At 68.8% G+C, this 11,570-nt stretch carries 12 protein-coding genes and 1 pseudogene; 8 read left to right on the forward strand and 5 right to left on the reverse strand.

Going from position 1 to position 11,570, the window contains the following annotated elements:
* The first annotated feature begins 57 nt into the window (after positions 1–57).
* The 3 genes from AB0I10_RS28545 (at position 58) to AB0I10_RS28555 (ending at position 3,357) form a co-directional block, all read left to right on the forward strand.
* Positions 58–1,236: an acyltransferase gene (locus AB0I10_RS28545; RefSeq protein WP_363155521.1), complete on the forward strand. Its 1,179-nt coding sequence runs from the start codon at positions 58–60 to the stop codon at positions 1,234–1,236.
* Positions 1,237–1,682: 446 nt separating this feature from the next.
* Complete coding sequence (locus AB0I10_RS28550) at positions 1,683–2,873, forward strand: Ig-like domain-containing protein (protein WP_363155522.1); 1,191 nt, start codon at positions 1,683–1,685, stop codon at positions 2,871–2,873.
* A gap of 172 nt (positions 2,874–3,045) precedes the next feature.
* The gene (locus tag AB0I10_RS28555; RefSeq protein ID WP_363155523.1) at positions 3,046–3,357 is read left to right on the forward strand and encodes a hypothetical protein; all 312 of its coding nucleotides are present in this window, start codon (positions 3,046–3,048) and stop codon (positions 3,355–3,357) included.
* Positions 3,358–3,485: 128 nt separating this feature from the next.
* On the opposite strand, the gene AB0I10_RS28560 is transcribed toward AB0I10_RS28555, so the two are convergent.
* Together AB0I10_RS28560 and AB0I10_RS28565 are read right to left on the reverse strand one after the other, a co-directional pair.
* On the reverse strand, positions 3,486–4,070 hold the full coding sequence (locus tag AB0I10_RS28560) for a DM13 domain-containing protein (RefSeq protein ID WP_363155524.1): 585 nt from the start codon (positions 4,068–4,070) through the stop codon (positions 3,486–3,488).
* A 277-nt stretch (positions 4,071–4,347) separates the two neighbouring features.
* Positions 4,348–4,518 (reverse strand): hypothetical protein, encoded by a 171-nt coding sequence (locus AB0I10_RS28565; RefSeq protein ID WP_363155525.1) that lies wholly within the window; start codon positions 4,516–4,518, stop codon positions 4,348–4,350.
* Positions 4,519–4,902: 384 nt separating this feature from the next.
* Here AB0I10_RS28565 and AB0I10_RS28570 point away from each other — a divergent pair, with 384 nt between their 5' ends.
* On the forward strand, positions 4,903–5,691 hold the full coding sequence (locus AB0I10_RS28570; protein ID WP_363155526.1) for a VOC family protein: 789 nt from the start codon (positions 4,903–4,905) through the stop codon (positions 5,689–5,691).
* A 240-nt stretch (positions 5,692–5,931) separates the two neighbouring features.
* Here AB0I10_RS28570 and AB0I10_RS28575 read toward each other — a convergent pair whose 3' ends face one another.
* Together AB0I10_RS28575 and AB0I10_RS28580 are read right to left on the reverse strand one after the other, a co-directional pair.
* Complete coding sequence (locus AB0I10_RS28575; RefSeq protein ID WP_363155527.1) at positions 5,932–6,201, reverse strand: DUF6191 domain-containing protein; 270 nt, start codon at positions 6,199–6,201, stop codon at positions 5,932–5,934.
* A gap of 166 nt (positions 6,202–6,367) precedes the next feature.
* Entirely contained in the window at positions 6,368–6,952 is a 585-nt protein-coding gene (locus tag AB0I10_RS28580) for an SgcJ/EcaC family oxidoreductase (RefSeq protein WP_363155528.1), read from the reverse strand.
* Positions 6,953–7,111: 159 nt separating this feature from the next.
* Between AB0I10_RS28580 and AB0I10_RS28585 the strand changes: the two are divergent.
* A pseudogene (locus AB0I10_RS28585) lies at positions 7,112–7,365 on the forward strand (transposase); the annotation flags it as partial.
* Between the two features lie 14 nt (positions 7,366–7,379).
* On the opposite strand, the gene AB0I10_RS28590 reads toward AB0I10_RS28585, so the two are convergent.
* On the reverse strand, positions 7,380–7,649 hold the full coding sequence (locus tag AB0I10_RS28590; protein ID WP_363155529.1) for a hypothetical protein: 270 nt from the start codon (positions 7,647–7,649) through the stop codon (positions 7,380–7,382).
* Positions 7,650–7,961: 312 nt separating this feature from the next.
* On the opposite strand from AB0I10_RS28590, the gene AB0I10_RS28595 reads away from it, so the two are divergent.
* The 3 genes from AB0I10_RS28595 to AB0I10_RS28605 are packed head-to-tail and all read left to right on the forward strand — an operon-like array spanning position 7,962 to position 11,570.
* Positions 7,962–8,753 (forward strand): 2,3-dihydro-2,3-dihydroxybenzoate dehydrogenase, encoded by a 792-nt coding sequence (locus AB0I10_RS28595; RefSeq protein ID WP_363155530.1) that lies wholly within the window; start codon positions 7,962–7,964, stop codon positions 8,751–8,753.
* A 16-nt stretch (positions 8,754–8,769) separates the two neighbouring features.
* On the forward strand, positions 8,770–9,966 hold the full coding sequence (locus AB0I10_RS28600; protein ID WP_363155531.1) for an isochorismate synthase: 1,197 nt from the start codon (positions 8,770–8,772) through the stop codon (positions 9,964–9,966).
* On the forward strand, positions 9,963–11,570 hold the full coding sequence (locus AB0I10_RS28605) for an AMP-binding protein (protein ID WP_363155533.1): 1,608 nt from the start codon (positions 9,963–9,965) through the stop codon (positions 11,568–11,570). Before AB0I10_RS28600 ends, AB0I10_RS28605 begins: the two co-directional genes overlap by 4 nt.

Here is an 11,570-nt window from a genome sequence, read left to right on the forward strand (position 1 = left end):
CCTGTGAGCCTCTTCCGACATGGAGCGCTCCTGACCAGAGCGCTTGGAGGTTGCACTATGGCAGAGCGCCGCTCGGGGAACAGGCTTGCCGCACTTGACGGACTGCGGCTGCTGGCCGCGCTGATGGTGGTGATCTACCACTACGTTGCTCTCGCCCGGCCGTGGGGCCACACCACGGACACGATCTTCCCGACCGCCCACATGGCGGCCCAGTACGGGTGGCTCGGGGTGGAGTTCTTCTTCCTGATCAGCGGCTTCGTCATCTGTATGAGCGCGTGGGGCTGCACGGTGGGCGAGTTCGCCGTCTCCCGCCTCTCGCGCCTGTTCCCCGCTTACTGGGCCGGCATCCTGCTCACCGTGGTGGTGGTGAAGACGTGGCCGGAGTTCGCTTCCCTGCACGGCTGGGACACGGTGATCACCAATCTGACCATGCTGCAGGGCGGTAACGACACCCCCGACGTCGACCCGGTGTACTGGACGCTCTTCGTGGAGCTCAAGTTCTACCTGATCATGGCTGTGGTCATGCTGTTCGGCGTCACCTACCGCAACTGCCTGATCCTGTGCGGGGTTTGGACAGCGGCCGCCGCCCTCGCGCCGGTCCTGGAAACTCCTCTGGTCACCGAGTTCGCGATGCCGCAGTACGCGCCGTTCTTCATCGCGGGCATCGCCTTCTACCTGATGCGCCGCCATCGGCCCAACGCGATCCTGTGGGCGATCGTGATCCTGCAGCTGCTGCTCGCCCAGCGCTACATCGACTACCGCCTGGCCACCAACCTCGGCAAGGCCGCCGGGGACGCGCTGCCCACCTGGCCCGCCCGTCTCATCATCATCGCCGCTTTCGCCCTCATCGGCGCGATCGCCCTCGGCGCCTTCGACCGGATCCAGTGGAAGTGGCTCACCACCGCGGGAGCGCTCACCTACCCGCTCTACCTCATCCACCTGAACATCGGCATGACCCTCATCCACCACTACCGGGACCAGATCCCCGCCCCGGTCCTGGTGGCCGAGGTGACCGCGCTCATGCTGGCCACCGCCTGGCTCATTCACCGCCTCATCGAACGCCCCCTCGGGAAATGGCTCCGCACCACCATGCGACGAGGCATCGACGATGTCCGCCAGCACGTCACACCGCGCCGCGGACACGCCCGGAGCGCCGCACCGCAAAGTCCCACCGCGTCCGACACGGCGCACAACGACCGGCCGCAGCCACATGCCCGCACATTCGAGTCGGTATAGCCGGCGGACTGGCGTACCGGTTGCCATCTGCCTGCCTGCCTGCTCGCCTGCCTCGGCGATGGCGCACGCCACTTTGACTGGAAGCCGTCTGGCCGCTGTCCTGCACACACGGGTTAGCCGGACAACGCTCCTGCAGACGATCACGCCCCTGCCCGATCCCGACTGGGCCGTTCGGCCCGCCTCGGCTGAGAGTCTGCGCCGCCCCGGATGCGGGCGGGTCTGCCGCCTCGACCGGGCGGACCGTGAACGGAGATCTAAGAAGCGCGTTGAGAAGTTCCACCTATGGTCGGCCTCCCATATCGCTTGGTCCTTGGCCCCCTTCCTGTACGGAGCTGCTTGTGACAACGCCGGACAACCCTGTGCCCTCTCGGTTCCGCACACCACGCCCCCGGCCGCGGCTGCCCGAGGCGCAGCCGACGTCAGGTGGGCCGCACCGGCGGCGGAGGATGCGTGGCGCCCTCGCCACATCGGCTCTGTTCGCGGCAGGTGCGCTGGCCCTGTCCGCGTGTGGCGGGGGCGGCTCGGCAGACAGCGACAGCGACGACGGCAAGAACGGTGCCGGTTTCAGGATCAAAGTGTCGGCCAAGGACGGTGCCACCAACGCCAGCATCAGTGGCACGGGTGTGCAGGTCAGCGGCGGCACCTTGACCGAGGTGAAGCTGACCGCGGCGGAGTCCGGCAAGGAGGTCGCCGGTGTCATGGCGTCCGACGGTTCCTCCTGGAAACCGTCGGTGCAGCTGGAGCGCGGCACGAAGTACAGGATCGTGGCGAAGGCCAAGGACGCCGCAGGCCGAACCACCACCGAGAACGCCACGTTCACGACCGTCTCGCCGAAGAACAGCTTCATCGGCTCCTACACCCCTGATGGCGGCGAGACCGTGGGTGTGGGCATGCCAGTGTCCTTCAAATTCGACAAGGTGATCACCAACAAGAGGGACGTGCAGTCCCACATCAAGGTGACGTCCAGCAGTGGTCAGAAAGTCGTCGGCCACTGGTTCGGTGCCCAGCGCCTGGACTTCCGTCCGCAGGAGTACTGGAAGGCAGGCTCCAAGGTCACGATGAAGATCGACCTGGACGGGGTGAAGGGCGGCGAGGGCGTCACCGGCGTGCAGTCCAAGACGGTGACCTTCACCGTCGGCCGGTCGCAGGTCTCCACCGTCGACATGAACACCCAGACCATGACGGTCAAGCGGGACGGCAAGACCCTCAAGTCGTTGCCGATATCGGGCGGCAGTGCCCAGAACCCCACCTACAACGGCCAGATGGTCATCTCCGAGAAGCTTGAGCAGACCCGGATGGACGGCTCGACCGTCGGCTTCGAGAATCCGAACGACTCCTACAACATCCCTGATGTGCCGCACGCGATGCGGCTGTCGACCTCGGGCACTTTCCTCCACGGCAACTACTGGGGCGACGCTTCGATCTTCGGCCGCACGGGCACCAGCCACGGGTGTATCGGCCTGCGGGACGTCAAGGGCGGTGGTGGAGACACCCCAGGCAAGTGGTTCTTCGAGCAGTCCCTGATCGGCGATGTCGTCCTCGTCAAGAACTCGCAAGAACAGACCGTCAAGCCCGACAACGGCCTCAACGGGTGGAACCTGTCCTGGAACGAGTGGCAGGCGGGCAGCGCGGTGTGAGCCCCTCGGCGGCGTATGGGAGGGCGGCAGCGGACCTTCACCGGGGCTGCCGCACCGCCCGGAAACGGCCGTATTCCCAGGCCGGGCTCTGCGGTCGGGAGTACCGCTGTGCGGGACGAGATCTACCGTTGTTCGTAAGAGGCCATCCCGCAGCGCCGAGAGAGGAATGATCGTGGATCTCGTCGTTCTCGCGGTACCGGACTGCCCGAACTTTGCCGCGATGCTCAAGCATCTGGAGCAGGTGCTGCCCGAGGACGCAGCCCCGCCGGAGGTGCGCGTGATCACCACCGAGGAGGAGGCGGGCCGATACGGGATGCACGGGTCACCGACACTGCTGATCAACGGCATCGACCCCTTCGCCACGCCGGACACCACCGCCGGCGTCTCGTGCCGTATCTACCGCGATGACGATGGACGAACCTCCGGTGCCCCCAGCGTGGATCAACTCGCATCCGCCTTCCAACGCGCACGCCAGGGCGAGTGAGACCGCCTCGGCCTGTGGCGGGGACACAAGCTGAATGAGACATTGCGGCCGTGGCCTTGGGCGACCGCTACACCAAGACACTGGGGTTGCCGGATCGGCTGTGCCCGGTCCGGCGGCCGCGGACGTGATCAGCCCGTGGCGGGGGAGAGGTCGGCGGCGCCGAAGGAGACCGAGAACCTCTCGCACCAGAGGACGGCGCTGCGGAACTCCGACGGTTCCGTGCCGGCCGGGACGGTGTAGTTCTGGTTGCCCAGGTTGCCCTTGAGCTTGCCCAGCTCCACCGCGCCGTCCCCGAGCCCTGTCGTGACCGCCTCGGCGTCACGGGTGGACAGGTAGACCCGTACGTCCGGGCCGTCCGAGGTCTTGAGGTCTTCCAGACGCAGTACGTGGCCGCCGTTGGCCAGCCGGACCGTGCGGGCGATGCCGCTGGTGGCGTGCTCGTGGGTGACGAAGTGACCCTCGGTGAGATCCTTCGGCCCGGCGGCGGGCCGGGGCGACATCGCCGATTCCTCCATCGACGGCTTGGCCTTCGTCGAGGGCGCGGCGGCTGCCGGCAGCGCCTCGTTCACCTCTGTGTCGGTGAACGCCTTCCAGGGCTGGAAGAGATAGAGCCCTATGCCGGCGGCCACGACCAATACGACGAGGACGGGTACGACGGTACGGCGGGACAGCCGGATACGGCGGGACTGTCGGATTAGGCGGGATCGGGACACGGGGACTCCTCGGCGTATGAGCGGGCTGGCCGGAACCGGCCGTGAGCATCATCCGTCGGGAAGCCTGTGGGGGTGCCTTGCCGAGGTCGTCTGAGGGGGCACCGTAAGACACCGGTAATGAGCCGGTCGTCCGGAGCCGAGCCCCACCGTGAGCGTGCAGGGCCGATGGTCAGTAGGTGCAACTGCCGCTGTCGGCGGAGTAACCGCCCTGCGTACCGCGGGCTTTGCGCTCTTACCGCCGGTCCTCGTGTGCCCGGAGTGAAACCGACTGACGTCGTCAGGCCGGCTCGCGCGGTTCCGGGGCAGGGCGGCGAGGTGTGGCGAGGGCGAAGTCTGCTGTCCTGATCTCCTTGGCGCTCTCGTCCCCGAAGGAGAGCGCGTCGACCTTCCGGAGCTCGCGCCAGACCGCCACCTGGTGCCCGGAGGGCTCTGTGGGCAGCTTGATCATCAGGGTCAGCCCCCTGTCTGCGATCCAGTCCTTGTCAGACGCCGGAATGCCTCATCCGATACCTCGCGATTGTGGTCCGCGCGAGGCCCTTCTGCCGAAGCTTTCACGGACCGCACGCGATGCTCGCCCGCCGCCGAACTCCCGCAGTGTTACCTGTAGGCCCTGACCGCGTTACCTGCAGGCCCTGACCGCAGTGGGCGGCGCTGCCCCTCGCATTCGGCGGAGGGTGCAGAACAGGACGGGTGCTGGATAGAGCGCCCAGGGCACCGCGACACCCAAAGAATTGACCATATGTTCGAATTCTCTGCGGGTTGCGGACCGGGGTCCCCGAATACCGTGGCAACCCAGGCACAGACTCCCACTTGAGCAGGAGGCAGTCAGATCATGGCCGTGAAACCTGAGGGCGCGCCCTGTTGGGCCGACGCGATGTTCCCCGACCTGGAGGCAGCGAAGAGCTTCTACGGTGAGCTGCTGGGCTGGACCTTCGGCGAGGCGTCGGAGGAGTACGGCAACTACACGCAGGCGTACTCCGGCGGCAAGAACGTTGCCGCGCTCTCCCCGCAGATGCCCGGCTGGGAAGGCCCGCCGGCCTGGAGTATCTACTTCGCGTCGCCGGACATCGACGCCACCGCAGCCAAGATCCGCGACAATGGCGGCGAACTCGTGATGGAGCCGATGGCCGTCGGCGACTTCGGCAAGATGCTGATGGCCAAGGACCCGAGCGGCGTCGTCTTCGGCGTCTGGCAGGCCGGCACGCACGAAGGCTTCGAGAAGGAGGGCGAGTCCGGATCGTTCTGCTGGACCGAAGTCACCACGCGTGACGCGGCAAAGGCTGACGCCTTCTTCCCGGCCGTCTTCGGCTACGGGGTGAAGGCCATGGTGGACGAGGTCATCGACTTCAAGCTCTACAACCTCGGTGACGACACCGTGGCAGGCCGGATGAAGATGACGAACGACTGGCCCGCCGAGGTACCGCCGTACGTCAACGTCTACTTCGCCGTCGACAACTGCGACGACGCGATCGCCACCGTCACCAAGCACGGCGGCCAGGTCCACTTCGGGCCGCACGACAGCCCGTTCGGCCGCTTCGCCGCCGTCTCCGACCCCCAGGGCGCGACCTTCTCCGTCATCGACCTCAAGGCGACGAAGGGGGAGATGCCCAAGATCACCTGACCTACGTGCCACGCACGTCCCTCTTCTCCCGGTTCCGGCCCGCGACTGCACCTCAGTTGCGGGCCGGAACCCGTCGCCGTGCAGGCCGTGCCGTGCGACGGCGCACCGCACCCGGATGAAGGTGATCGCGGCCGGCCGGCCGACCGCTGTAGCAGGGCGGGACGAGGGAGACGAGGCGCAGGCCGCCCCTGACTTGCCCCGGGGTCAGCAGGGCACAGGGGAGACCATCGGTCAGCGTTGTTAGGGCCTTTGACTGGGCTCCGAGCGGATCACTGCTATGCCGGAGTGCAAGTCCACGGAGCTGCGCGGCGGTGCACCGGACTCCGTATCGTCACGGAGAACGAGCTGGCGTTCCTTCTCCTCCTGGACATGCTGCCGTGAGGGTTGGAAGAGCTCGTCCCATGCGCCGGACGTCGCGCCGCCCCCTCCGAACTTGCGCCGACGCCGGCACACCCACGCAAAAAGCAGCACCCAAAAGGCAACGACCGCGCCTACGACCGTCAGTAACACCTGGCTTCGCCTCCGAATTCCGATCTCTTGGGAGCCTGAGACCGAAGTCCTGGTCGCTACTTCTTCGTTGCTCCCCTCATGGGAATCGTAGAGGAGCTGTCCTGGGACGGCCTGTGGGGAGCTGTTCCGGGCAGCATTCGCCTACGGCGCGTCCGATGGGCGACGGCTACTGCAGGAGACGGTCATGGAATGGCGCCAGTCGCCCTTCCGGCACCACGGATGAATGGTGATTTACGATCTTCCATTCGCCGCTGCGCAACTGGTAGGTGAAGCTGTAGCGAGCCAAGACCGTGCTCAGCTGGTGGGTCGCCTCGTCGGTGAGCGTGAACTCGTAGATACCGGAGTCGATGGCGTTCTCGTCGTCGAGCACAGTGATGTGTGACTCAAGGATCTTGCCGACCGGTTTGTATCTTAGGAAATGGCCAAAATAGTCGACGATTTCTGCCCGGCCGGCGCGCACCTTGCCCGATTGGGTTGGCAGCAGCACCGCGTCCGGGGTGTAGCGGTCCGCCACCGCCTCGGGATCACCGGTCGCCAGCGCGGCGTTCCACAGCTTGAACAGTGCCGCGATCTCCTTCTCGGTGGGCGCCTCGACCTGCTTCGCGACGCGGGTGTTCCCGCGGATACTGCCGACACTGCCGACTTGTTGGGCAAAGCTCGGGGCGGCGCCCGTGAGAACCGTGCCGGAGAGGGAGGTAAGGGCCAGCACCGCAGCAATAGGGACTGCACGCGCACACAGGGAACGATTCAAGGTCTCCTCCTAAAGATGGCGAGCGTGAGCTACCCCAACTGTGAAGAGCAGCATGCGGGATTGGAGGACGAATCCCTTCTATGAGTGAACTGCTCCGATTATTAGGGCGCGGTGTTTCTAAGGCCGTTTCCTGCGTGGTGAGCGGATATTGATACGGGCATGGGGAGGGGACAGCGGAGTTGGATCGTTCAGGATGGGCTGTGGGGGGTGGGGGATCGCGGCCGTTGCTACCACCGTCACAGGTGCGCTCGCAGGGCGGCGGAAGGCGGAACGCCCTAGGCGAGGCGGTGTTCGCGGCCATCGTCTACGTGCTGGTGAGCGGGTGCGCCTGGCGGTTGCCACCACCGTGCTTCGGGATCTCGAAGTCCACGGCCACTGTCTACCGGGCCGGACTCCTCATGGCAGGCATCTTTCTCCGGTCCGACGGCTAGTCGTCCGCGAACGGGTCGCCCAGGACTCCCGCGAGGCGGACAAGCCCTGGGCGGTCGCCATCGGTGACCGCGGCGTAGACGGTGTAAGACCACCCTTGCCCGGCCGCGTAACTCTGTGCCCAGGTCAGGAGCTCGTCGACGTCCACCTCGTCGAGGACTTCGAACTCGTGCGCCGTGACAGCTGACCGGTCCCAGAAGTGCACGCGGTACCTGGCGTGGTCCTGCTCCCACATCGTGTCACGGGGGTCGACCCCACGGATCTTCATGAACTGAGAGTAGAGGGGAGGAGTCCGATCGGATCTTCGAACGCCGCGGATTCACAACGATCGCGTCCGGGGGCCTGCCGCCCACGCCATCCCGCACGCAGCCCCGCCTGATATCACCGGCGACCGTCGTTCAGCGGTGCGGCCGGATCGCCGAGGGCGCCGGCGTGCTCCGTTCGCGGCCGATCTCCGGTGGCCGCGCCGCGAGGTGACGCTGAGTCATATGTCGCGGAGTCATGCAATGGGCGGTTCGCTTGCATATAATCTCGCACTATAGTTAGGTTAGCCTTACTTAACCGAGCGAGGGGGAAATACGTGTTTGCCCGAGATGAGGGTGGCTCGGGCGCGGTCGCGCTGGTCACCGGGGCGGCCAGGGGGATCGGCGCCGCCGTGGTCGATGGACTGGTCCGCGAGGGCGCCACCGTCGCCGCCGTCGATATCGACACGGACGGCCTGGCGGATCTCGCGGACCGCTCGGACGGGCGGGTCGTCCCCTTCACCGCCGACGTGGCGGACGCCGCCGCGGTCGTCGACGTCGTCGACAGGACCGAGCGCGACATCGGGCCGATCGGCATCGGTGTGTCCGTGGCGGGCATCCTGCGGCCGGGGCCCCTCTGCGAGACCACCGACGAGGACTGGGCGGACACCTTCTCGGTCAACACCACGGGTGTGTTCGTCGTCCTGCGCGAACTGGCCCGCCGGATGGTGCCGCGCGGGCACGGGTCCCTGGTGACCGTCGCTTCCAACGCCGCGGGCGTACCGCGCATGGGCATGGGTGCGTACGCCGCGTCCAAAGCCGCGACCACCATGCTCACCCGCTGCCTCGGGCTGGAGGTGGCCCGCCACGGCATCCGGTGCAACGCGGTCTCGCCCGGCTCGACCGACACCCCGATGCAGCGTCAGCTGTGGACAGACGAGACGGAAGAGGCCGACCTCGCGCGGGTGATCGCGGGCACCCCCGAGCAGTTCCGGGTGGGTATTCCGCTCGGCCGCATCGCCGAGCCGGCCGACATCGCCGACGCCGTGCTGTTCCTGGTCTCCGACCGGGCCCGGCACATCACCATGCAGAACCTGTTCGTTGACGGCGGCGCGACCCTGCGCGCCTGAGAAAGGAATCACTGACGTGTCCATACCCGTGCTGGAGCGCCCGAGACCCGTGCACCGGGCGGCCGACCTGCTGGCCGCCTACCTGCCCGGCTCGTTCTACTTCTCCTCGTCCCGGGGGACGCTGCTCGCCGACGGCGTGCACGCCCGGGTCCGGGCCGGAGGCGGGGCGCAGGCCCTGGCCGCGGCCGAGGCGCTCGACGCGGCCGCCGCGGCGGGGGTGCCCGAGCCCGTCGTCGCCGGGGCGGTCGGGTTCCGCCCGGCAGCGGAGACCGCCCTGGTGGTGCCCTCTGTGGTGCGGCGCGCCGACGCCCCCGCGGGAGTGCGCGCCCCCGACGCGGAGTCCGGGACGTCGTGGACGGTCACACCGCGCCCCGAGCCCGCGCGCTACGCCGACGGCGTCCGCCGCGCACTGGAGTTGATCGGCGGCGGCGACCTGCACAAGGTCGTGCTGGCCCGCTGCCTGGAGCTGACCGCGGACGCCCCGGTGTGGGCGCCCGCGCTGCTGGCCCGCCTTGTACGGGCGGACCCGGCGGCCTACGCCTTCGCCGCCGACGTCACCGCGCCCGGCGACCCCGCCCCGCGCACACTGGTCGGGGCCAGTCCCGAGCTCCTCGTGTCCCGGCGCGGCGCGACCGTGGTGGCCAACCCCTTGGCCGGATCGGCCCCCCGGTCGGGCGACGAGGCGATCGACCGCGAGCGGATCGCGCGGCTGCGCGCCTCGGCCAAGGACCTCGGCGAACACGCCCACACCGCCGCCCAAGTGGCCGACGTACTGGGCCGGTTCTGCGTCGACCTGGAGGTGCCCGCACAGCCCGAGGTGATCGGCACGCCGACGATGTGGCACCTGTCCACCCGGATCACCGGACGCCTCGCGGACCCGGCCGACCCCGCGTGCTCGGCGCTCGGACTGGCCGAGGCGCTGCACCCGACCCCCGCGGTGTGCGGCGTGCCCGGGGCCGGGGCGCTCGCGGCCATCGCGGAGCTGGAACCGGAGGACCGCGGCTACTACGCAGGGATGGTCGGCTGGACCGGTCTCGACGGCGACGGCGAGTGGGCGGTGACGATCCGCAGCGCCGAGGTGTGCGACCGGACGGTGCGCCTGTTCGCCGGGGCCGGGGTCGTCGCGGGTTCGGACCCTGCGGCCGAACTGGCCGAGACCGGCGCGAAGTTCCGTACGCTGCTGCGTGCCGTCGGCCTGGAGGACGTGGCGTGAGCGTGGATCACGTGCCCTGGCCGCCGGAGGTCGCCGCACGCTACCGTGCCGCGGGCCACTGGCGCGGGCAGACCTTCGGGGCTCTCCTGACGTCGCTGGCCGCCGCGTACGCCGACCGGACCGCCGTCGTCGGAGGGGACAGCCGGTGGAGCTTCGCCGAGCTCGACGAGCGGGCCCACCGGATCGCGGCGGGCCTGGTCGAGTCCGGGCTCGCGCCCGGCGACCGGGTCGTGCTGCAACTGCCCAACATTCCGGAGTTCCTGCCGGTGGTGTTCGGGATGTGGCGTGCGGGCGTGCTGCCGGTGTTCGCGCTGCCCGCGCACCGGCACAGCGAGCTGCGGCACTTCGCCGCGCACAGTGAGGCCGCCGCGATCATCACCGTCGGCGAGCACGAGCGGCACGACCACGCCGCGACCGCCCGTGCCGTCGCGTCCGAAGTGGACTCCGTACGACAGGTGTTGGTGGTCGGGTCGGCGGAGTTCGACGGACTTGCCGCGACGGCACCGCGCGAGCTGCCCGACCCCGACTCGGAGGGCGTGGCGTTCCTTCAACTCTCCGGCGGGAGCACCGGGTTGCCGAAGCTGATCCCGCGCACCCACGACGACTACCTCTACAGTGTCCGGGAGAGCGCCCGGATCTGCGCGCTGCGCCCGGACAGTGTCTACCTGGCCACGCTGCCCGTGTCGCACAACTACCCGCTCAGCTCGCCGGGCGTGCTCGGCGCGCTGCACGCGGGCGCGGCCACGGTGATGGCCCCGCGGTCGGACGCGGACACCGCGTTCCGGCTGATCGAAGCCGAACGGGTCACGATCACCGGGGTGGTGCCGCCGCTGGCCGCCGCATGGGTGCAGGCCGCGGCCCGTACCGACCGTGATCTCTCCTCTCTGGAGGTCCTGCTGGTGGGCGGGGCCAAGTGCGGGCGCGAGATGGCCGAACGGATCGGCCCCGCGCTGGGCTGCCGACTGCAGCAGGTGTTCGGGATGGCCGAGGGCCTGGTCTGCTACACCCGCCTGGACGACCCCGAGGAGACCGTGCTCGGCACGCAGGGCCGCCCCATCTCACCCGACGACGAGATCCGCGTCGTCGACCCGGACACCGACGCCGAGGTGGCGCCGGGGGAGACGGGCGCCCTGCTGACCCGCGGTCCCTACACGATCCGCGGCTACTACCGGGCCGAGGAGCACAACGCCACCGCGTTCACCCCGGACGGCTTCTACCGCACCGGCGACCTGGTGCGCCGCACGCCCGGTGGACAGCTGGAAGTCGTCGGCCGGGCCAAGGAGCAGATCAACCGGGGCGGGGAGAAGGTCGCGGCCGAGGAGGTCGAGAACCACCTGATGGCCCATCAGGGCGTGCTCGACGCCGCCGTCGTCGCGGTGCCGGACCCGTATCTGGGTGAGCGGACCTGCGCCTATGTCGTGCCCGCCGCCGGCGCATCGCCCACCGGGCCGGAGCTGCGCAGGTTCGTGCGCGAGCGCGGGGTGGCCGCGTTCAAGGTGCCGGACCTGGTCGAGGTCGTCGAGCAGTTCCCGGTGACCGGTGTCGGCAAGACCAGCAAGCGCGAGCTGAGGGCGGCCCTTGCCGCGCTCGCTCGGAAGGAGTGA

The organism is Streptomyces sp. NPDC050636 (genome assembly GCF_040654775.1).
In the GTDB taxonomy this organism is placed as follows: domain Bacteria; phylum Actinomycetota; class Actinomycetes; order Streptomycetales; family Streptomycetaceae; genus Streptomyces.

Excerpts from the sequence above, each read along its gene's own strand:
- AB0I10_RS28545 (WP_363155521.1), top strand. The coding sequence starts at position 58 with ATGGCAGAGCGCCGCTCGGGGAACAGGCTTGCCGCACTTGACGGACTG.
- AB0I10_RS28565 (WP_363155525.1), bottom strand. The coding sequence starts at position 4,518 with ATGATCAAGCTGCCCACAGAGCCCTCCGGGCACCAGGTGGCGGTCTGG.
- AB0I10_RS28550 (WP_363155522.1), top strand. The coding sequence starts at position 1,683 with ATGCGTGGCGCCCTCGCCACATCGGCTCTGTTCGCGGCAGGTGCGCTG.
- AB0I10_RS28570 (WP_363155526.1), top strand. The coding sequence starts at position 4,903 with ATGGCCGTGAAACCTGAGGGCGCGCCCTGTTGGGCCGACGCGATGTTC.
- AB0I10_RS28590 (WP_363155529.1), bottom strand. The coding sequence starts at position 7,649 with ATGAAGATCCGTGGGGTCGACCCCCGTGACACGATGTGGGAGCAGGAC.